This is a genomic window from Anabaena sp. EIM26, assembly GCF_057568715.1.
Genome location: NZ_CM172472.1, coordinates 1,625,263 through 1,647,634 on the forward strand (window position 1 = coordinate 1,625,263; position 22,372 = coordinate 1,647,634).

19 protein-coding genes, 1 pseudogene and 1 riboswitch are annotated in these 22,372 nt (G+C 39.8%); of the genes and pseudogenes, 14 read left to right on the forward strand and 6 right to left on the reverse strand.

From position 1 onward, the window contains the following. The first annotated feature begins 275 nt into the window (after positions 1-275). Together AC012T_RS06940 and AC012T_RS06945 are read left to right on the forward strand one after the other, a co-directional pair. Positions 276-494: a DUF4327 family protein gene (locus AC012T_RS06940; RefSeq protein ID WP_487064281.1), complete on the forward strand. Its 219-nt coding sequence runs from the start codon at positions 276-278 to the stop codon at positions 492-494. 134 nt (positions 495-628) lie between these two features. Next, positions 629-949, forward strand: a pseudogene (locus tag AC012T_RS06945) (Uma2 family endonuclease); the annotation flags it as partial. Between the two features lie 40 nt (positions 950-989). Here the strand turns inward: AC012T_RS06945 and AC012T_RS06950 are convergent. The 3 genes from AC012T_RS06950 to AC012T_RS06960 form a co-directional block, all read right to left on the reverse strand. Then, a complete protein-coding gene (locus tag AC012T_RS06950; protein ID WP_487064283.1) occupies positions 990-2,231 on the reverse strand; it encodes a protein kinase domain-containing protein in 1,242 nt (413 codons plus the stop codon). A gap of 94 nt (positions 2,232-2,325) precedes the next feature. Beyond that, entirely contained in the window at positions 2,326-4,254 is a 1,929-nt protein-coding gene (locus tag AC012T_RS06955; protein ID WP_487064285.1) for a serine/threonine phosphatase, read from the reverse strand. Positions 4,255-4,441: 187 nt separating this feature from the next. After that, a complete protein-coding gene (locus AC012T_RS06960; RefSeq protein ID WP_487064287.1) occupies positions 4,442-5,029 on the reverse strand; it encodes an rRNA large subunit pseudouridine synthase E in 588 nt (195 codons plus the stop codon). A 72-nt stretch (positions 5,030-5,101) separates the two neighbouring features. On the opposite strand from AC012T_RS06960, the gene AC012T_RS06965 reads away from it, so the two are divergent. The 12 genes from AC012T_RS06965 (at position 5,102) to AC012T_RS07020 (ending at position 18,526) form a co-directional block, all read left to right on the forward strand. After that, positions 5,102-5,968, forward strand: coding sequence for a phosphodiester glycosidase family protein (locus AC012T_RS06965; RefSeq protein ID WP_487064289.1), 867 nt, complete (start codon positions 5,102-5,104; stop codon positions 5,966-5,968). An 11-nt stretch (positions 5,969-5,979) separates the two neighbouring features. Next, a complete protein-coding gene (locus tag AC012T_RS06970; RefSeq protein ID WP_487064291.1) occupies positions 5,980-7,617 on the forward strand; it encodes an alpha/beta hydrolase in 1,638 nt (545 codons plus the stop codon). Between the two features lie 261 nt (positions 7,618-7,878). Continuing rightward, positions 7,879-7,975: riboswitch (TPP riboswitch) on the forward strand. A gap of 8 nt (positions 7,976-7,983) precedes the next feature. Continuing rightward, positions 7,984-9,357, forward strand: a complete 1,374-nt coding sequence (gene thiC / locus AC012T_RS06975; RefSeq protein WP_487064293.1) for a phosphomethylpyrimidine synthase — start codon at positions 7,984-7,986, stop codon at positions 9,355-9,357. A 384-nt stretch (positions 9,358-9,741) separates the two neighbouring features. Then, positions 9,742-10,182 carry a hypothetical protein gene (locus AC012T_RS06980; protein WP_487064295.1) on the forward strand — a complete coding sequence of 147 codons (441 nt, stop codon included), beginning with the start codon at positions 9,742-9,744 and terminating at the stop codon, positions 10,180-10,182. A 186-nt stretch (positions 10,183-10,368) separates the two neighbouring features. Next, positions 10,369-11,274 carry a hypothetical protein gene (locus AC012T_RS06985; RefSeq protein ID WP_487064297.1) on the forward strand — a complete coding sequence of 302 codons (906 nt, stop codon included), beginning with the start codon at positions 10,369-10,371 and terminating at the stop codon, positions 11,272-11,274. A 213-nt stretch (positions 11,275-11,487) separates the two neighbouring features. Continuing rightward, entirely contained in the window at positions 11,488-13,170 is a 1,683-nt protein-coding gene (locus AC012T_RS06990; RefSeq protein WP_487064299.1) for a hypothetical protein, read from the forward strand. A 519-nt stretch (positions 13,171-13,689) separates the two neighbouring features. Next, complete coding sequence (locus tag AC012T_RS06995) at positions 13,690-14,673, forward strand: alpha-ketoacid dehydrogenase subunit beta (RefSeq protein ID WP_438891251.1); 984 nt, start codon at positions 13,690-13,692, stop codon at positions 14,671-14,673. 180 nt (positions 14,674-14,853) lie between these two features. Continuing rightward, on the forward strand, positions 14,854-16,269 hold the full coding sequence (gene secD / locus AC012T_RS07000) for a protein translocase subunit SecD (protein WP_487066493.1): 1,416 nt from the start codon (positions 14,854-14,856) through the stop codon (positions 16,267-16,269). Beyond that, positions 16,266-17,243 carry a protein translocase subunit SecF gene (gene secF / locus AC012T_RS07005; RefSeq protein WP_487064301.1) on the forward strand — a complete coding sequence of 326 codons (978 nt, stop codon included), beginning with the start codon at positions 16,266-16,268 and terminating at the stop codon, positions 17,241-17,243. Before secD ends, secF begins: the two co-directional genes overlap by 4 nt. An 83-nt stretch (positions 17,244-17,326) precedes the next feature. Next, the gene (locus AC012T_RS07010) at positions 17,327-17,740 is read left to right on the forward strand and encodes a hypothetical protein (RefSeq protein ID WP_487064303.1); all 414 of its coding nucleotides are present in this window, start codon (positions 17,327-17,329) and stop codon (positions 17,738-17,740) included. Continuing rightward, positions 17,731-17,937 carry a hypothetical protein gene (locus AC012T_RS07015; RefSeq protein WP_487064305.1) on the forward strand — a complete coding sequence of 69 codons (207 nt, stop codon included), beginning with the start codon at positions 17,731-17,733 and terminating at the stop codon, positions 17,935-17,937. The genes AC012T_RS07010 and AC012T_RS07015 overlap by 10 nt, the downstream gene beginning before the upstream one ends. A gap of 121 nt (positions 17,938-18,058) precedes the next feature. Next, complete coding sequence (locus AC012T_RS07020; RefSeq protein ID WP_487064307.1) at positions 18,059-18,526, forward strand: GNAT family N-acetyltransferase; 468 nt, start codon at positions 18,059-18,061, stop codon at positions 18,524-18,526. On the opposite strand, the gene AC012T_RS07025 is transcribed toward AC012T_RS07020, so the two are convergent. The 3 genes from AC012T_RS07025 to AC012T_RS07035 all read right to left on the reverse strand — a co-directional run bounded on the left by AC012T_RS07025 (position 18,468) and on the right by AC012T_RS07035 (position 22,111). Then, positions 18,468-19,373 (reverse strand): sensor histidine kinase, encoded by a 906-nt coding sequence (locus AC012T_RS07025; RefSeq protein ID WP_487064309.1) that lies wholly within the window; start codon positions 19,371-19,373, stop codon positions 18,468-18,470. The two genes, AC012T_RS07020 and AC012T_RS07025, sit on opposite strands and share 59 nt — an antisense overlap. A gap of 26 nt (positions 19,374-19,399) precedes the next feature. Continuing rightward, positions 19,400-19,993 (reverse strand): L-threonylcarbamoyladenylate synthase, encoded by a 594-nt coding sequence (locus AC012T_RS07030; protein ID WP_487064311.1) that lies wholly within the window; start codon positions 19,991-19,993, stop codon positions 19,400-19,402. A gap of 537 nt (positions 19,994-20,530) precedes the next feature. Then, positions 20,531-22,111 carry an iron uptake porin gene (locus AC012T_RS07035; protein ID WP_487064313.1) on the reverse strand — a complete coding sequence of 527 codons (1,581 nt, stop codon included), beginning with the start codon at positions 22,109-22,111 and terminating at the stop codon, positions 20,531-20,533. Positions 22,112-22,372 lie beyond the last annotated feature (261 nt).

Here is a 22,372-nt window from a genome sequence, read left to right on the forward strand (position 1 = left end):
CGCTTAGACTTCTGCGTAAGCTTAGTCGAATGCTTGCTTCCCTGGAGGGGTAAACCGTAGGCATGGCTGTTCAGTACAACTGGTGTTCTGTGGTCGTGATTACCGTACAAAACCGAATTTACTAGTAATTGACTAGATTTTGTTATGGTATACTAAAGAAGTTAAGACTTACTTTGCCAAATATAAAGCGCCCTACGCACCAGTAACATTTGCCAACCGGAAAGTAGTTTTAATTTAGGCATTCATCCAAATAAAATCAGTAATACATCGAGGTTATGACTCAGCAAGTAATTCACCCTATGGTGAAATTGCAGCGTAACGTGCAATCACTCGTAGAATCGAATATTATCAAGCCCACCGATAGCATCTGGAAAATTGCCTTACTATATGGCAATGACTGGCAGCATTGGAAACAGGAACTCGAAGACTTTGGCTTTAGTGTGCAAGATCCAATTGCTGACCTACTAGCGGTAGAAAATTGGGACGACGACTAAATCGCTAAATATCTAAAAACTATAACAGCTATATCTAAAGTATTTAAAACAGTAATGATATGGCATTATAGTAAATTGGGATATTTGCAACTAGTAAGTCATCAATATAGGCATCTTGACTAAGGCAGTAAATCATGATTCAAGCCTTACCAAAAACCAAGCTAGTAACCTTTGAGAATTTTATTCAATGGAAACCAGAAGGTAGGTTTTATGAACTGCATGATGGGGAAATTTTCAAGATGAATCCACCATTGGGGAAACAGGAAAGAAGTACTGGGTTTTTGTCTAGAAAACTAACAGTGGAGTTTGATAGACTCAATCTTCCCTACTTTATCCCCAAACAGGCATTAGTTAAACCACCGACAAGCGAATCAGCTTATTCCCCAGATGTTTTGTTGATAGACCCCAGAAACTCAGTCAATGAACTGCTTTGGGAAAAAGAATCAACATACACCTGCTTTCCCAGAATTGAACTTAACTGCTAACCGGATTTTTCTAGCTGGTGGCTGAGATTAATGCCTTAGCCAGTTCTTTGGCACTTTGATAGCGATCGCGTGGTAGACTTTCCGTAACCCGCTCAATCACTTCCCTGAGTTGGGGCGTGATGGTAGGAACACTTCGGACATCAAAGCCAAACGCCCTTCCCCTTTGACGGTAAAACTTCAAAGGATTTTCCCCGGTGAGTAAAAAAATCATTGTTGGGCCAATAGCATATAAGTCTGATTGTGTCAGAGGTTGTCCTCGTTCTTGTTCAGGAGCGCAATAGCCTTCTGCACCAATTCTTGTCCCTGGTGCGGTGCCGGTTTCCTTGACAGCACCAAAATCTAACACTACCACACGATTATTTGCACTCCGCACCATCAAGTTAGCAGGTTTAATATCACGGTGAATTAATGGCGGTTCTTGTCCATGCAGATACTCTAAAATATCACAAGTTTGCACCATCCAAGCGATCGCTTGATTAGGCGTAACAGGCCCGTTATTATATATACGTTTTTCTAAATCTTGTCCATGAATTAATTCCATAGCCAAGTATTTTTTACCATTTTCCACAAAAAAATCGTAATACTTAGGAATTCCCGGATAATTAAGACATTTTAGCGCATTAGCTTCCCGTGCAAATAATTCCTGAGCTTTGGCAATTCTAGCCATATCAGCATTCATTTCCTTTAATACCAACAGTTGCGGTACACCCGTGCTTAAACCTGTGGCATCCCAAGCCAAGTAAGTAGTACCCATACCTCCTTGTCCTAGAGTTCTTAAAACCTGATAATGGCGAATTTGCTGTTTAACTGAGAGCGGTTGGCCGCAGTGAACACAAAATAAATTAGCTGGAGAGTTACCTTCATGGGTACAAGCAGCACCAGGGTTTTGAATTTCCTTGTGCATTGGCTGCCAAGGTGCAGCAGTTGGTTCTGGTGTATCTTGAAGTTGGAATTTGAGTAGAGGCCCTCCCTGTGCTAATTCCAGAAAAGAATCATCTGGCAGCGTACTTTTATTTACCAAAGTACCATTAAGAAAAGTGCCATTTGTGCCTTGACTAATTACCTGCCAAGCATCACCCTTACTACCAGAACTAAATTGCTTAAGTTCGAGATGATACCGTGAAACCAAGCTATCATTTAAAACTACGTGATTATCCACCGCTCGACCAATGCGAATCACGGTGGAACCCTCAAAGCACCACTGCTTGAGTGGAGTTTTATTTTGCGTGTCTAATAGGGTCAGAGTAACCACAGTACAACCTAAAAGTTAAGAAATTCACAATCACAAATTTTCTTAAATGGAAAATTCACGATGGTTATGGAACAGAGATTGCTAACGAGTTAATTTATGGAAAACTTTGCTGATTAGGGCATACTTTTACCCGAATAAGTATACCTGTAATGTTGTCATGACCATTGTGTTCGTTGGCTAAATCAATTAAGTCGTTTAGACCTAATTCCAGATTAACGCCAGAACTAAGTAGCGGTTCCAGGTGAGTTTGCCAATGACTTTCTAATAAATCATTATCTGATAAACCGTCCGAAGCCAACAGTAGCAGCGTATCTTCACGAATCTCGAAAAAATCTACATGAGGATGGAGAAAATTTGTATCTCGTGGTCCCAAAGCTTGGGTGAGTTGGTAGGCATCTGGACGGGCATAAGCAATGGCAGATTCCACACCTTTGGCAATTTCCCGTTGACCAACTTCGTGATCTACAGTAAGTTGTTCTAGTCCGCGCTTACGAGTGACACGATAGAGCCGACTATCTCCCACATGAGCAACTGCTAACTTAGTGTTTTGCATTAACAACATAACCAAGGTAGTACCCATGCGTCCAACACCAGAACGGGCATCTTGTTGATTGAGATTATAAATCGTCTGATTAGCCAAAAAAACCGCTGCTTGGATAGTTTCTAGCGTTGGTAGTTCCTCAGAAACCCAATTTTGGCGGAGATATTGTCGTACAGTTTTGACTGCCAACTCACTAGCCACTTCACCACTAGCGTGTCCCCCCATGCCATCACATAGAATATATATGCCTCGTGCTTGCAAGATGCGACTTCTGGGTAATTCCAGTTTTTGCTGGCTGCTTTCAATGCCAAAATAGTCTTCGTTGTGATTGCGTTGACGACCTACATCAGTGCGTCCTGTATTTTCTACACTCTTTAACTGCATGGACAGGATCATGGTTGGTGCGTCTTCGTTTTTATCAATATCCTCCCGATAATTATCTTGCAACATAGTTGGCGAAGTAGTATTATTTGTTGCGGTCGAACTAAAATCAGCTTGGGATGGTGGTTCTAGTTCTGTAGCTATGTCTTGTAAACGCGATCGCAATTCATCCAAAGTTTCAATCTTACCGACTTCCAAATCCTCCAAGATTTGCATAGCCGAACCCAACTGTGTGCGTTGGGACTCCCTACATATAGTGTGCCAAACCCGTCCTAAAGCCTTGATAGTTAAAGGCTCTTCCTCATCTGGTGACAAATTATCCCCAGGTGTTTCCAGATACAACCGTTGTAGTCCCAGCGTTTGATCTTCATCCAGTCGCAGATTCGATAACTCCAACAAACTTTGGCGACAATTCACCCGTTCCAGTATCCCCCACAGTTGAATCATCTGATAACACCAGTGTAAAATCTGTAATGGATGGGTTTCCTGATCTTGCCAAGCATCTAGTAGCAACTGCCAATGGGAACGGTCTTCAATCAAAACAACCTGGATATTATCTTGCTGCCAAGCATCGTGAATCAGTGGTATTCCCGGTGGACGATCCGGTTGTAATGTCACATAAGCTTGAGCCAAAGGAGGAATGCCAATGACACTCACCGAAGGTACAATCAACCCCTGTGGTTCATTATCTAACACTGCCTCAATAGGTGAGATTTGATAGGGTTGGCAATCTAAAACCCTGACTTTAACCTCAGTATTGGCAGCAAAAACCTCTGGACTTGGTAACGGTTCCAATAATTGATAACGTTGCCCCCTGTCTAAAAACGAGCCTACCGCAAATTGTGGCTGAGAGCTTGTACTTCCCTGATGTTGTATTAATTTCCCATCTTCAACTTCTGAAACAGCAACAGGTGTTTCTTGGGTAATAATTGCCCACCAAATTGTGCCGCATTCAGCACCACAGTTTTGGCAGTATTGCATATCTAAAAGCACATCTGCGCTACATTTATGACAAGTCCTATGAATTAAAGACGTGCCACATTTTTGACAGAACTTATTGTCATTAGGGTTTTCAAATTCGCAGTGAGGGCAAATCAGCATATTGGAAATTCCTTGATTTTCCTTCTAAGATGCTTTTAGCCACTAATATCCAAAGTGCCACAATTGACAATTAGCTGACCCTGAAAACTGTGGATTCACCAGGGAATATTAGTGGCAGTATCAATTGTAATAGCCAACAGATATTCTCAGGAATAATTCTGGATTACCATCGTAGCTTTGCAAAGTGTTAAAACCGAAATTTTTTCAGGTCTTGTATTTCTGAGGGTGTGAGGTCGCGCCATTCACCTAGTTGTAGACTATTTAATTGTAGCTGGGCAATACTCACCCTGATCAATCGTAAAGTAGGAAACCCTACCGCAGCAGTCATACGTCGCACCTGACGGTTTTTCCCTTCCGTGAGAGTCATCTCTAGCCAAGCCGTAGGAATATTTTTTCTAAATCTAATCGGGGGGTTGCGCTCATTGACCGCAGGTGCTTCTAAAAATAGCTTAACTTGGGCAGGTCGAGTCCGATAATTTTGAATCTCTACCCCTGTGCATAACTTATTGATAGCCTCAGCATCAGGAATGCGTTCTACTTGTACCCAGTAAGTACGTTTATGTCCAAACTGCGGGTTAGAGAGACGATGCTGTAATTGTCCATCATTGGTTAACAATAATAAACCTTCACTATCCCAATCTAAACGTCCCACAGCATAAACATCAGGAACATCAATATAGTCTTTCAGAGTAATGTGTTGGGGAGATTCCTGGGTAAATTGGCTGAGAACTCCATAGGGTTTATGAAAAATAATATACTTAAAGTCATTAGTCATTGGTCATTGGTCAAAACCTAATCTGCCATCATCAACTACAAATTACAAATTACGAATTACGAATTACGAATTATGCCAATTTCTAAAATGGGTCGCAGGTCTTTTTTATTTCTGGGGGGTGCTACTTTAGCTCAAGGACTCACACTGGCATTACCTACCACAGCCCAAACTGTACAAGTAAAGAAAAGCAAAGTCAACGGAATTCCTTTCTATCAAACTATTGTAGACCTCACTGACCCCAACACTTTCATGACCATTGGTTTGGCAAATAATGCAACTTTGGCTAACACCATGCAGAAAGCCAGCGGTGATGAAGAATTTAACAACATGGTTGCCCGTTCTCGTGCAACTGTCGTTGCTAATGGTACATTTTTTGCCAAAAATGCCCAAAAAACAGTTATGGGTAATATGGTGGCAGGAGGCAAATTTCTCAAATACAGTCAGTGGGAAAACTTTGGTACTACCTTGGGTTTGGGTGTGGGGAATAAACCCGAAATGGTGACAGCACGAGTTGACGGAAAACCAGAATGGAATCAACATTGGTTTTCTATCACCTGTGGCCCTAGACTGTTGCGAAAGGGTCAAATTTGGCTGAACCCAGCGATTGAAGGTTTTAAAGATCCCCATGTTTTGGGTAATGGTGCAAGAACAGCAGTTGGATTTTCTAAAGATGGTAAAAGCCTGTTTTTAGTGAATTTTGAAATTAATCTCACTTTGCAGCAAGAAGCCCAAGCAATGAAAGCTATAGGCTGCTATGAAGCGATGAATTTAGATGGGGGAGCATCAAGAGCTTTAGCTGCAAATAGTAAAATTTTAGTTCCTGCGGGGAGGAAGCTAACAAATGTGATTGTGGTCTATGATGCTAGTAATCCCGCACCAACTCATCTTAAACAGGCGTGGGAAAGATTTCAAAAAAGTGGCTCGACAGTATCCGGTTAAGGTGGAGTTGAATGACTTATCTCATAACTAAACGGATTGTTTGGACTCAATTAGCTTGTGGGGTTTTTGGTATAGGTTTATTACCTACACTAACTGCTTATCCTGTTTTCGGTGCAGAACGACTAACCCTTTCTGCCGGCATTTTAGAAGAATCTATACCGATTGATTCACTGGAAAAATATGCCAAAACTGGCAAAATAGATGATAATTTAGCTGTATATGCGAAGTATGCCAACCAAACACAACTAACTCAACTGCGAAAAGTTTTAGTAACTTCTATCCCCTTGAATATAGTAAATATTTCGCAATTTCTTTATACGTCAATTGGTGAGAGATTATTAGAAAGATTGGGAGAAGTTATTCAAACAGAATCTCGTTTATCGGGATTCTACGCAATTCGAGCAGCACTCATTTTAGCAGCCGCAGAACCAAATAATTTGACGCTTTTAAATATATTACGCAAATTTCCTGCAAGATCAATCTCAATTAATTTAGACCGGAGCTTAGAAATTGCAGCTACATTACAGGATTTAGTAAATAAAACCCAAAATGCAGTAGCACTAATTAATGAAAAATCCCAACTCAAAGCAACCACACCTAATCTGACTTCTGGACTTTCAGCAGATATCAAAAAATCAGTAAATTTCACTTGGAAAAAGCAAATTATCACGCTTAATGACCAATCTCGAAACCGCACTTTCCCTGCCGATATTTATTTACCCGATGTCTCGAATCCGCGTTCAATTATTGTCATCTCCCACGGACTAGGTTCTGACAGGAACAGTTTTGCTTACCTGGCGGAACATCTTGCTCAATCAGGCTTTGTAGTTGCTGTTCCAGAACATCCTGGTAGTAATGCAGAACAATTACAAGCTCTATTAGCGGGAAAATCACAGACAGTAACTAGCCCCAGAGAGTTTATTGACAGACCATTAGATGTGAAGTATTTATTAGACGAACTAACTCGGTTATCTCAAAATAATCCAGAATTTCAAGGGCGTTTAAATCTACAAAAAATAGGAGTTATTGGACAATCTTTTGGTGGCTATACAGCGTTAGCATTAGCAGGGGCAAAGATTAATTTTGAGCAATTAAAAAAAGATTGTCCAGATATCAAAAATACACTAAATCTTTCCCTTTTACTTCAATGTTTGGCTATAAATCTACCAAATACCGAATATAATTTATTCGACCCACGAGTTAAAGCAGTAATTGCCATTGACCCTATTAATAGCAGTATTATGGGGTCAGCTAGTCTCAGCCAAATTAAAATTCCAGTGATGATTATATCTGGCAGTGCAGATACCATTGCTCCAGCTTTGCCAGAGCAAATTATACCATTTACCTGGTTAACAACACCAAACAAGTATTTAGTGCTGATCAATGGTGGCACACACTTTTCTACTATTGCAGAATCACCGAATACAGTTGTGCCTGTTCCTACAGAGGTAATTGGTTCATATCCCGCATTGGCACGTAGCTATGTCAAAGCCTTAAGTGTTCCTTTCTTGCAAACCTATGTCGCTGAACAGCAAAGTTACCTGCCTTATTTGAGTGCAGATTACGTTAATACTATTAGTCAACAACCGCTACCATTGAGTTTAGTTACATCTCTGACACTAGAGCAACTTCAAGAAGCATTTAAATAATTCGTAATTCGTAAAGAGCGATATCGCTGTACAAAAGACTTTGGCTTATTACATCTTTACTCACAAAATGAAGAAGTAATATTTAACTTATTCACAGGTGAAAAACGAGAAAATGCCAAATCCTTAATTAGAAACTATTGCGAACCATCTAATTTTGCCAAAGGACTAGCAATAGCGTAGTAGTTGCTAACTTACCCACTATCCCCATCTTCACGATTTATAACACTCCTCCCCCCATCCAAAACCAAAATGCTACAATCTACACCATGCTAGGGGTGCTTGGAAAAACAAGCTGAGATCAAACCCTTAACACCTGAGTCTGGGTAATACCAGCGGAGGGAAGCTGTTTATTTGAGGAATTTCATAATGCGTACAGAATGGGTAGCCAAGCGACGTGGACAAGCTAACGTATCGCAAATGCATTATGCCCGTCAGGGTGTGATCACTGAAGAAATGCAATACGTAGCCAAGCGGGAAAATCTTCCTGCTGAACTTATCCGCGCAGAAGTGGCACGGGGAAGGATGATTATCCCTGCGAATATTAATCACACTAACTTAGAACCGATGGCGATCGGTATCGCTTCTAAATGTAAAGTAAATGCCAATATCGGCGCGTCTCCCAACTCTTCCAACTTGCAAGAAGAAGTAGATAAACTAAACTTAGCAGTAAAATATGGTGCAGATACCGTCATGGACTTGTCCACAGGTGGCGGTAATTTAGATGAAATTCGCACCGCAATTATCAACGCTTCACCTGTTCCCATTGGCACAGTTCCAGTTTACCAAGCTTTAGAAAGCGTTCACGGCACAATTGAAAATCTCACCGCTGACGACTTTCTCCACATCATCGAAAAACACGCCCAGCAAGGGGTAGACTATCAAACCATCCATGCAGGAATTTTGATAGAACATTTACCTTTAGTCAGAAACCGGATTACAGGTATCGTCTCTCGCGGTGGGGGAATTTTAGCGCGGTGGATGTTGCATCACCACAAACAAAACCCCCTCTATACCCATTTCAACGATATCATTGAGATTTTCAAAAGATATGATGTTTCTTTCAGTTTAGGTGACTCCCTGCGTCCAGGATGTACCCATGATGCCTCCGATGAAGCCCAGTTAGCAGAACTGAAAACCCTGGGAAATCTCACCCGCAAAGCTTGGGAACATGATGTCCAAGTCATGGTGGAAGGCCCCGGCCACGTACCAATGGATCAAATTGAGTTCAACGTCCGCAAGCAAATGGAAGAGTGTTCAGAAGCACCATTCTATGTTCTCGGCCCTTTAGTAACAGATATTGCTCCTGGTTACGACCATATTACCTCAGCGATTGGCGCAGCAATGGCGGGCTGGTATGGGACAGCAATGTTGTGTTATGTGACACCTAAAGAACATTTAGGTTTACCTGATGCTGAAGACGTGCGAAATGGGTTAATTGCTTATAAAATTGCTGCTCATGCAGCAGATATTGCTAGACATCGCCCTGGTGCTAGAGATAGAGATGATGAACTTTCAAAAGCTCGATATAATTTCGATTGGAATCGTCAATTTGAGTTATCTTTAGACCCAGAAAGAGCGAAGGAATATCACGACGAAACTTTACCAGCAGATATCTATAAAACTGCTGAGTTCTGTTCAATGTGTGGGCCTAAATTCTGTCCAATGCAAACTAAGGTTGATGCTGATGCATTGACTGAGTTGGAGAAGTTTTTAGCAAAAGAACCTGTAGCGCAAGTTTAAACACTGAACAACACAATCCCCGATTTCTTCAAGAAGCCGGGGATTTCAAATATAAAATCATAGGACTTACGCACTGTACAAACTTCAGATGATATGTATGAACAAAATTGCCTAGTTTCAGGCTTTGGCAATAGCATATTAGTGCGGTGCATCAGATAGAGAAAATCTGTTAGATGCTCAATTATCGGGTCTGACGCACCCTACAAGAGATAAAATTCATAATCTAGATTTGATAGATTTTGTCAATGCGTAATTACTAAATAATATAAAAATATTTTTTACTTCAGTAGCTTGTCAATCTAATGACCAGTTTGCAAAAAATATTTACCTGATATATATTTGAAACTGGGTAATTTCAAGCAAAATATCTGTAACAATAGAATCATGCAATTAACAAAATACGCGGCAGTAATCACTATTTCGGCTCTGTCTATATTTTCAACACCCGTCATTGCTCAAACAGACAAAGAACAGTGGATAGATTTTGGTAAAGTTCATAGCGGTGAAATACTCAAGCTCAACGAAAGAAGTGTTAAGTTTGATAATATACTGGTTGACGATACTCTCAACAATCAAGATGGATTTTATAACAATAATGACAAGTTTCCCAAAATAAAAGTTGTTGTATTTGAATACAGTATTAATGGTAAAAAAAGGAATGCATACACCAAATCTTGTAACTCTGGAAACTTGACCGCTAATCCATCCTGGAAAACCTACACTTCTTTGATAGACAATTGGCCTCAATATTTTCGGGTTGATGTTGATAATGTTGCCAGCCAAAAAATGTTACAACGAGTTTGTAATTTAAGTCTGGGAAAATAAAAATTAATGGCTCTACCGTACTGGTTATACTAAATTAACAGTCTGTAAAAAGGAACGGGTAACAGGGAAAAGAGGCAATATTTTACAATGATTTAAAAAATATGCCTCATTTCTGATAGAGATTGTTTTTGCTAGATTTTTCATATTAGATACTGAATAACCAAATCAATTAGAAGATGAGAAGTAATGACTCGTCAATCTCATGACCAATTTGCAAAAGAATATTTAGAGGAATTATTAACGCCTCTAGGAACTATTAAAAAAAGCGAAAAGGTAAAAAGTGAAGTTCAAGAAATTGATGTTTGGTTTGAACCTTCTCCTTCTCCAAATCAGGAAAATTTACCTTTAGGTTTATTAGGGAAGATGGCAAAAACTCAATGTTTAATTGAGCCTTTTCGCAACCCACCATCAGAAATCGAAATTCGTAGTTGTTTACTTAAATTATATGCTGTTCATGGTGATGTAGTTAGGAAAACAAAACGCGAGAACAAAAATATTGTTGAATCAGAATTACCCCTTTTATGGATTTTAACACCAACTTTTTCATCTCGGATGATTGCAGGTTTAGGTGCAACTGAAATTGCAGAAGATTGGGTTCAAGGTGTTTATTTTCTACCAAATATCCTGAAAACAGCAATAGTTGTGATTCATCAATTACCAGAAAATGAGGATACCTTATGGTTGCGAGTTTTAGGGAAAGGAGGGACGCAGAAAAGAGCAGTAGAGGAGTTAACTGAGTTACCAGAAAATAACCCTTTTCGAGAGAATTTGTTAGAAATTTTAGCGGACTGGCGCAAGAATTTAGAATTGAGAGATAATTTAAGTAGGGATGAAGAGGAAGTAATTATGAACTTATCACCGGCTTATTTACAACAAATAGAAGACTGGAAGCAAGAAGGAAAACAGGAAGGACAACTTTCTTTGATAACTTCTCTTCTGGAAGGGCGTTTTGGTAGTTTAGATGCTGAGTTATCTGGTTTGGTGGAAAAGATTGCTAATATTCCTATTTCTGAACGCACTCAGTTACTTCTTTCTTTGGGTAATTTATCCCGTGAGGAATTGTTACAAAGATTGGGGAATGAGGAAGGTTAGGGTAATATATTTTTTGGCAGTTTGAGGAGATTTCCCAAACTGCTGAATACTTTTTTGATGCTGATGCTTTGACTGAGTTGGAGAAGTTTTTAGCGAAAGAACCTGTAGCGCAATGGTAAAATCATTTTCGTTAAACATCGTTATTGGGTTAAACTTGGTAACGATATTTTTGGGAAATCAAAAGCTATAAATTAGGGATAGATTGTATAAGCAATGAATATTTTTAATCCAAAGTTAGTGTTGTCTCTGGCAAATGAACCAGAAGATTCTGATGAGTTTAATTGCTGGGTTCAACAGCAAGACGTTTTCCCTTTTTTAGAACATGAAATCCTGGATGAACATATTATCTTATATGCTTCATTACCTTATGTTTTTATTAATTCAGTTCTTATACCAGAAGTTGTCTTGGACGATTCTAGCATTCAAGATTTATTAAAGTGGCAATACTTTCCTAATTCATTATGGAGTTCCGTATGCTCATCAGATGAAATTTGGATTGAATCCCCATTGTCAAATACAGGCAGTGAATTATTAAACAAAGGTGAGCAAATTATATTTGAACGTTCATTTGATGGTGATAAGTCAAAACATAAATACTATGAAATAGAGCAAAAAATTACTCACATTCTAGATATTCACTTTATGTTGGAAAGAAATTCCTGGTGCAAGTTAGATAGGTTTGGAGATATTGAAGATATTGTTAAAATAACTAGAAATGAAACAGGCATCCTGATTTCTATGCAAAAAAAGGCACTAGGATATTATGCTAGTTTATTAGGTAAAAAACTTCTCCGTATGTTCGATTTTACTCGCTATAAAAGTAAGACATTTTCGGGATGGAATGGTAACAATGAATCATTATTGCAAAAATCCGATGCTATTTTTAGCAGGCTTGTAGTTTATCCTGGCTATGGCAGTTACTCAAGAGGAATTCAGGTCGCTGATATTAGAATACCTCAAGAGGAGATAATTAGGCAGTTTTGGGGAGAACCTGTCGCTGACAGTGAAAAACAATACGCAACATATATTGCACATGATTGGAAAAACAATGTCATAAAGGAGATATCTTGCAATCCATCATGTTTAGCGAATTATTTTACAGAGTCAGATGTTCCATTTGAGATAACACCTGCATTTTTTAGACCAGAAGTATTATCTAAATATAAAAGTGATCGAGAGAAATACCAATTAGAAAGCAATTCTGTTAGTTGTAGAGGTGCATGGTATCTAAAAACCTTTGATATTAATGAAGCGGGACAGGTACATACTTATTTAATTTATCTTAGTCAGCTTCCATATGAAGAACAGTTACATTGGAAACAATACAATGAAAAACCTAAATCACTTCTCTCAGAGCGAGCAATCAAGAGAGATTTTGAAGGGCAATTCTATCAAAAATATGACCCTCTACCTAGCTTAAAACATAAACTCAATGAACTTGATCGCTTGAATGTACAGTGGTGGAAATTAAGAGATCGGAATGCTCCCAACAAAGTACATTACCCTTATACAGCCTCGAAAGATGAATGGGCTGAAGAAATATTGAACCTTGATCAGCTTTTAGTTGAAGGTTTTGAGGAGAAATGGTTGAGGAATAAGGCAAAAAACTTAGGAAGAAATCCAGAAGCTAAATTTCGATCATTGAAACTTATTGAGGAGTGTCTTATTGGTGTTAATTTTGATGAGGATCATGCTCGACAAATAACGAGTTCATTTCACAAAATACATGATTTACGTAGCAAACTTAAAGGGCATACATCTGGTCAAGAAGCTGAAAATATTAGGAAAGCTTCATTGGCAAATTTTGGAAGCTTTTATAAGCACTTTGAATACATATGTTCTGAGTGTGATGAAAGCTTAGAAATAGTGATAGAAGCATTTAAAAATTTTAATTAGAATATCTTGAGTAAGAATACTAACAATAGGTTAGTACGGATGTTATAGGATAATATTTCTTATTAAGATACAAGATCAGGTTGACACAAGAACACCAAATTTTTTCAAGGTTTATTGTGATTGATGTACAAAAATTATGTTATTTAACCCAGTTTAGAAAAAATGAAGGAACTAATAAATCAGTGCTTATGCGATTTTGGGGAGTGCGATCGCTTGTAGGATGATTTTTGGGAGTGCGATCGCACCCTTCCCCACAGCAATCGCTATAAAATAGAATAAACGAGGTGAAAAGGGCTTGGCCAACGTGGATATAACTTCTCTTCAAAAGTTGACACGGACGTTTGCAGTTTTAATTGAAGATTGATATGAAGTGCTAGAAGACTAAGTATAGCAGCTTAATAACCTCTTCCCCTATTCCTAGTCACCAATCGCCAGTCTGCAATCTAGTGCGATCGCTGACGGTATTAGGGACGGTGGCGCGATAAAATTCTAAAACAATAAATTGTGATAAAGGTCTAAATGGCAGAAACACTATTTTTTAACGCCCTGCGGGAAGCCATTGATGAAGAAATGGCACGCGATTCTAGCGTATTTGTTCTGGGTGAAGACGTAGGACAGTACGGTGGCTCCTATAAAGTTACCAAAGACCTATACGAAAAGTATGGTGAACTGCGAGTTTTAGATACCCCCATTGCCGAAAATAGCTTTACTGGGATAGCTGTAGGGGCAGCGATGACGGGGCTAAGACCTATTATTGAAGGCATGAACATGGGCTTTTTGCTCTTGGCTTTCAACCAAATCTCTAACAATGCTGGGATGTTGCGCTACACTTCCGGTGGAAACTTTAAAATCCCAATGGTGATTCGCGGCCCTGGTGGTGTCGGTAGACAATTGGGTGCAGAACATTCTCAACGACTGGAAGCTTATTTCCAAGCTGTTCCAGGGTTGAAAATTGTGGCCTGTTCCACACCATATAACGCCAAAGGACTACTCAAAGCAGCAATCCGCGATGACAATCCAGTGTTATTTTTTGAACACGTTTTGCTTTATAACTTAAAAGAAAATCTGCCAGAAACAGAATATGTACTACCACTGGACAAAGCAGAAGTAGTACGTCAAGGCAAAGATGTGACAATTCTTACTTATTCCCGGATGCGTTATCACGTCCTGCAAGCCCTAAAAACTCTTGAAAAAGAAGGATATGATCCAGAAGTTATTGACCTAATATCCCTTAAACCTCTAGATTTTGATACTATTGGTGCATCTGTGCGTAAGACTCACCGTGTAATTATCGTCGAAGAGTGTATGAGAACTGGGGGTATTGGTGCAGAATTAACCGCTTCTATTAATGACAGGTTGTTTGATGAATTAGATGCACCTGTGTTAAGGCTTTCTTCCCAAGATATTCCCACACCTTATAACGGTAATTTGGAGCGATTGACAATTATCCAACCAGAGCAAATTGTGGAAGCAGTCCAAAAAATGGTAGCTTTGCGAGTTTAGTTGACAGGTGACAGTTGACAGGTGACAGGTGACAGTGAAGAGAGAATAAGGCAAAAGGTAAAAGTTGATGATGATTCCCCTGACTTCTGAACTCCTAAACTCCTGAACTCCTGTCAAAACTTCTACTCACAGCTGGCTAAAAGAACGCTATTATAGCCTTTGTCAGTTGTGAGTGATGGTATGCAAAGACAGCGATCGCTATTAGCGTTAATTATAGTTTTGGTAATCGCCGCAGTTGCGGTGATTGCTAATATTCCCGTACCCTTGGGACTGGACTTGCGGGGAGGCTCACAGCTTACAATTCAGGTGAAACCAACAGAAGATATCAAGGTAATCACCGACCGCGAATTGGAAGCCGTGAAGAAAGTTGTGGAAGGTCGGATTAATGGACTCGGCGTTTCCGAACCCATAATTCAGACTGTGGGTACAGATAAAATCTTAGTCCAACTGCCGGGGGTAAATGACCCAGAGCAAGCCGAAAGGGTACTAGGAGGTACAGCACAGTTAGAGTTCCGCATCCAAAAGCCGAATACAGAAACTCAACTATTTGCTCTGCAAGTATCACGAACAGAACTAAAAACCAAACAGGGAGAGTTGAGAACTGCCAAAGACCAAGCTGCAATTGCTAAAAATCAGGAACAGTTGCAGAATAACAATCAGGCGATTGTCGAATTATTTGAAAGCACCAAACCACCACTCACAGGTAAATACCTCAAGGATGCCTACGGTGAACCCACTCAACAAGGTAGCAATTGGAATGTTGCCATTCGCTTCGATCAAAAAGGTGGGGAACTATTTGCTGACTTGACCAAAACACTGGCAGGAACAGGACGCGGCATCGGTATTTTTCTTGACAATGAACTGATTAGTTCTCCCACTGTAGGAGTAGAATTTGCCGCTACTGGTATTACTGGCGGTTCTGCTGTCATTACAGGTCGCTTTCAGGCAGAAGAAGCCAACAACTTAGGTGTGCAATTACGTGGTGGCGCGTTACCCGTACCTGTAGAAATTGCCGAAAGACGAACAGTAGGGGCAACCTTAGGTAAAGATAGTATTCAAAGCAGCATTTACGCTGGTATCGGTGGTCTGATTTTAGTATTAATCTTTATGGTAGTTTACTATAGACTACCAGGAGTTATTGCTGATTTTTCACTAGTGATTTACTCCCTTCTCACCTGGGCTACTTTTGCTTTGTTGGGCGTTACCCTCACATTACCTGGAATTGCCGGCTTTATTCTCAGTATCGGTATGGCTGTGGATGCTAACGTATTGATTTTTGAACGCACAAGGGAAGAATTACAAGCAGGTAAATCTTTATATCGTTCTGTAGAGTCTGGTTTTTACCGGGCATTTTCTAGCATTTTAGATAGTAATGTTACTACATGGATTGCTTGTGCAGCACTATTTTGGTTAGGTTCTGGGTTAGTTAAAGGTTTTGCCTTAACCCTAGCTTTAGGGGTGGCTGTGAGTATGTTTACTGCAATTACCTGTAGTCGGACATTAATGTTTTTGGCTATTTCCATTCCCTCCTTGCGGAAAACAGAATTTTACTCTCCCAATGTAGGGGCAGCAAATAAGGCAGAGGTTGCTAAATGAAACTAAGTATTAATAAATCGCGGAGTCTTTGGTGGACTATTTCCGCTGCTATCATTCTCAGTGGTATCATCTCCATGGTGATTTCTTGGCAAACACCAGGTATTAAAGCACCTCTACGCCCCAGTTTAGATTTTATTGGTGGGACAAGGTTGCAGCTAGTCAGGGACTGTAACCTACCAAATAACTGTGACACCCCAATAGATATCAACGCCGTTCGAGAAGTTGCTAAAGAACAGGGACTTGGAGATAGCAGTATTCAATTAATCTCCGAAGATGGTAAAGATAATGGCATCACCATTCGCACAAAAAACTTAGAAACCGACCAGCGGACTAAGTTGCAAACTGCATTAAGGGAAAAAATTGGTACTTTCGATCCACAAAAAAATCAAATTGACTCGGTAGGCCCCACATTAGGACGAGAACTATTTACATCTGGAGTTTTAGCTCTGGTAGTTTCCTTTGTGCTAATTACTATCTACATGACCTTCCGCTTCCAGTTAGACTATGCACTGTTTGCGATAATTGCCCTATTTCACGATATCTTAGTCACAGTTGGGACTTTCTCCATTTTAGGCTTAGTTGCAGGTATAGAAGTCGATAGCCTCTTCATCGTTGCTTTGCTAACTATTACAGGTTTTTCTGTTAACGATACGGTGGTGATTTATGACCGTATTCGGGAAACTCTCAAATTTAATCCTGAAAGACCAATTGCAGAAATTGTTGACGATGCTGTCAACCAAACTTTAACCAGGTCAATCAACACTACTTTAACAACGCTGTTGACATTAACCGCTATTTTCTTATTTGGTGGAGAAACGCTGCATAATTTTTCTTTGGCTCTAATTATCGGTTTTATCATGGGGGCATATTCAAGTATTTTTATTGCCAGTACACTTCTAACTTGGTGGCGAGAACGCACGGAAAAATCTACACTTTCAGCAATTGATACTTCTGTGAGTTCCCAGGATAGTTAGGTTAGAAATTAGTCCAAAATGGGATTAAAGCATCTTGTTGAATTTTGAATTGCTTTTCCCATATATTGTAATTTTATTGTCCTATGGCTCAACAGGAAGAACTACCAATTAATGACTCAAGCTTTGACAACTCTGATGCTTCTTTTGTTCACCAAGTACAGAGGTTACACCAGCTGACAGTATATGGCAGGTGGTTATTTTCTGGCTGTTTGTGGTTCTTGATTGCACCTCCTTGCCTATGGGATTTACGTCCAGAAATTGCATTGTGGCAACAATATTTTACCTGGGTAGCGGTGAGATACGGACTCTTTTTTCATCCATTAGCTACTCTAGGTTTAGCTTTTTGTATTGGTATGACTGTTTCTGTTTTAGTTTGGCAAAGTCGAAATATTTTAATAGGACTACCGCAACCGGAAAAGCAACGTTTAGAAAAGCAGGTTTATAGAATACGTCAACAGGGGCCTAGTCATCCGCTGTGGAAGTGGGTTTGTCATTAATTAGGGCTAGAAGTCAGGAGTTCGGAGTTTCTCCTTTGGAGACGCTACGCGAACGGAGTTTCTCCTATGCCTACGGCACGGCTTCGCCGAACGGAGACGCTACGCGAACGGAGTTCGGAGTTCGGAGTTCGGAGTCAGGAGTCAGGAGTCAGGAGGAAGAATTAGAAGGAGATCAGAATATTCTCAAATCTGGGTAAATGAACGGTTTTTTCAGATATTTAATTTTCAACTGTTTAGTTGCATATATATATACAGTTACAGTAATTTCTAGCAAAATATGGCATAACAGAAGCGAAGATACTGCGACAATTGGTGTCTATGAACTATTCTCATATTCATTTTAGGGAAGGCCATGGGGCAATTGATCTTTATGAACTCCAAAATCTATTTAATATTTCCGCTTTTTGGGCGCAAGGACGTAGTATAAAAGATTTAGGTATTGCTGTTGCTAATAGTGAACCCGTGGTTTCTGTTTGGGATGGAGATAAGCTGATTGGCTTTGCTAGAGCCAATTCTGATGGTGTCTATCGGGCTACGATTTGGGATGTTGTCATTCACCCAGAGTATCAAGGTAACGGACTGGGAATTAAGTTGGTAGAAACTGTTTTAAGCCAGCCGCGAATGCAGGTAGAACGTGTTTATTTGATGACTACTAATCAACAAGCGTTTTATAAAAAGATTGGTTTTCAAGTTAATAGCACAACGACGATGGTTTTAGACAATCAATCTAATCTGGGTTTGCTTCCGGCTGGAGAAATTCAGCTTCAGGAATCGCTAGGGGCATAGATATCTGAAATCTGGTGGAATCTGTGGTGGGAGAGGTTACAATCTCTAGCTTTCCTCCCATTACTGCTAATAACTTTTGATTAAGTAATAACTTCATTCCTGGTGAGAGATCGGTATTTTCTTGATTTGTCATCTGTTCCGATGCCATCAAGTCTACTGGTTCACTGGATATGACAGCGTGAGTGGGGACATCTAGCCAGATATGAATAGTATTATTTTTAGGTATAACACTAGTGGCAAGACAAATACTGCCTTCTTCCATTTGAGAGATTGTGGCATTCACTAAATTTACTAATACTTGGCGTAGCCAGCGTATATCTGCGAGAACATAAATTTCTGGTTCTGGAAGTGAGATGCTAAAGGGATAATTCCGATTGGCCGCTAACATATAAGTTAATTGATGAATTTCGTGTAAAACTTGGGTTAGCTGTATGGGCTGAAGAGATAATTTATTCGTCCCGTGTTCTGTTCTGGAAACGCTGAGAATTTCATCTATCATTTTTAGCAGTTTTAGCGATCGCTCGTAAGCTTGCTCTACAAATTCCCTCTCTTCTGCTGGATTTTCACATAAATCGTTCAAAATTAACTGATGTAGCCCTATTAAACCATTCAGGGGCGATCGCAATTCGTGGGTGATCCGCGCCAAAAAACCCGCTTTAAACTGGCTCATTTCCTGCGCCATTTGGTAGGCCAGTTGGCTTTGCTTGACCTGTTCTTGTAAACGTAGGGGGATATCTTGTTTCTCTGTTTCTGGGCTTGTAGGCGTTAATAACCGCGCTAATAACCAGCCTCCAAGTAATCCTATTCCTGTTCCTATTCCCAAATATAGCCAGTTATCTAAATTCATATTTCCGCAGTTTTGAATTTGTTAAGTTACAAATTTATACTGCCTGAATTATCTAACTTAATGCCACCTTGTCGCAAAATTTGCCAATCTATCCCTGTCCATTTAGCAACGGTGGAAGGTACACTCAGCCCTTGATATGTAGTCGATTCCAGAGTTATCACCCCTGGAAAGGCGGTTTGAATTGCGGCTACTGTTTGTAATGGTGGCTGACCTGATAAATTGGCACTAGTAGTAGCTAGTGGCCCGGTTTGTGCCAAAATATTTTGAGCGATCGCATTATTTGGTACTCTAATCCCAATGGTGGTGGGGTCAACAGGATTCATCACTGTAGGAACTTTGTCACTGGCTGGTAAGACTAAAGTCAACCCACCAGGCCAATATTTATCAACTACCTCTTGCCAGATTTGATGTTCTATCTCGCTACCTTGCACATAAGCCCACAAATCATCAGCCCTAGCAGCCATTAAAATTAAAGGTTTATCTAAACTGCGTTGTTTAGCCGCATAAATCAACTCTGCTTTTTCTGGGATAGTAGCCAATGCGGGAACTGTATCTGTGGGAAAACTCACTAAACTCCCACCTCTAGCACCATTTATCAAGATTTCTAGACAAACATTCATAAATTTATGATTTAGGCTTTTCTTGCTTTTGATCTCTTATTCTTCCTCTACAAAACCTGAAAAGTGTTGTTTTTCCCCATCTTCCCTGGATAATAAGTCTTTAGCTAGACATAATCTGACATGAACGTGAATATAGTTATAAATTTAGCTGGATCGCTTCTGCTTTGTGTCTTCTCGCTTCTGACTTCTACCTTAAAGCATAAAAATCTACCCACCTGCGGACAGATATTTTTTGATATATTTTCATGAAAAAACTGTACTGGCTGTTACAATCTTGTTAAGAAAAGTTGCCCGTTACAATTTGGGAACGCGCAATTTGGTTTTGACTCTATTGAGAAGACAACGCGAACAACATTTTTTTCGAGCAAGACTAGCTGTGGGAGGCTAGTCTTTTTCTATTAGGATCTACACCGAAAACTCTCAAACTCTTATTTATCAATCTTTTTTGCGTCCGCTGTGGTTAGCTTTTTCATAAAAACCTTTTTAGAGACGTTCCACGGAACGTCTCTACCACTAAATTGTTGGTGATCTTGAAATTTAGAAACTGAAGGTGGTTCTTAGCGCCCCAATGACCACATCATCATTATTATTGTTATGATTTGGTGCTGTTAGCCAAATCACACCAGGGGTAATGGTGATATTATCGCTGATTTTGTATTGATAAAATGCCTCAATGTGATATGAGGTATCGTTGTCTTCAGTTACTCCAGCAAAACTGGAACTTGTAACTTTTGGTTCCATACCGACTATCACACCAGCTAAGTTACCTTTTTTGCCCAAATCTGGGAAACCGAGAGTAACAGCATAGTTCCAAATATCAACGTCTCCCTTTGCACCAGTCAAAACTTTGCTGTTGGTATATCCAGCCCAACCACCTAAAACAAATTTTTCACTAATACCGACAGATGCTTGCACACCGTAAGAATTACTGGAAAATGCTTCACTGGTAATATCAGACGTTGCTGCATTACTACCTGTGAGTAATGGCTGTTTGTAGGAATTGATGTATGTTAGACCAAGGGAAATGCGATCGCTTGGTTTGAGTGTCAACTGCGCCAAAGCACCATAGGGACCATCAAATAAACCATTTCCCGCACTGGGATCATTAGCATTACTACTCAAATAGGCTAAACTTAATCCTGCTTTATTACTAAACTGGTGATTCACACCCAGTCCTTTACTGCCTAGTTGTCCATAAATTGGATTGCGTGTACCAAAAGTGGACAAAGCACCAAACGCCCCATCACCATCAAAGATATTAACGGTACTGGTAACATCGTCGGCTGCACCACCTTCAGCAATAGCTATAACCTGTGTTTTTTCACCTAGGGGGAATTTGTACCAAAGTGTACCTAAATAAGCGTTGGTGTCACCATTAGGACCAGCAAAAAATAAATTACCTTCTTGGGGACTCTCGATAGGGCTATTAATATTATTGCTCTCAATTCTGGTAAATAATGTATCTTGACCTGTAAAACTAGATACAAATTCTATCCGCGCCCTCGCCCCCAGAGTTGTATTTTTATTGCCATCGTTGTCACCAGCAACAACATCACTAATAACTCCGACAACTTGCCCTTGTAATTTACTAGTAGTAGAAAACTGATTTGCTTCTAACTCACTAGCCCTCGCTTCTAGTGCATCTACACGACCTCGTAAGGTTGCTAATTCAGCAGCAAAATCTTCTTGCAGTTTTTGAATTGTCGCTAAATCTTGTTTTGTCGCCCCATCAGCAGTTGCAGTAGCAATGAGTTCGTTCACCCGATCTAAACAAGCATTCAAACCGGCTGCAAATTCATACCTCGTCATGGCACGATTACCACGATAAGTCCCGTTGGGATAGCCAGCTATACAACCATAACGTTCTACCAAAGACTGTAAAGCTTGGAATGCCCAATCTGTGGGTTGCACGTCCGATAGCTGGGATACGGAGGTAACTTGGGAAATTAAATCTTGTTGAGAAGACTTATTGACTTCTTTCTCTAAACTAGAAACTGCTAAAGGTTCACTGGGTTCTGTTTTTGCAGGTGCTTCTCCTGCCCAAACAGATGTATTCACACATAGTATAACACCGCAAATTGCTGGACTAGCAAGATTATTCCACATTTTATTATGCATTTTTCCTCACACCCATATACATTTCACAACCGTACCACGAACCGTCTGAGCTTTACTTTTCAACAAAGCTTAATCAAAAATTATTCTTGATATACTAACAACAGGTAAATTTTTTGACAATGTAGTTAAAAAATTTACAACACTTAAACAACGTAATGTAGAGTAGTCTCTCTAAAAAAAATGTATTTTAGATTACTTAAATAAAAGTAAATTGCAAATATTGCATCATATTTGTTGTCACCTGCAAGTGATAATGATAAT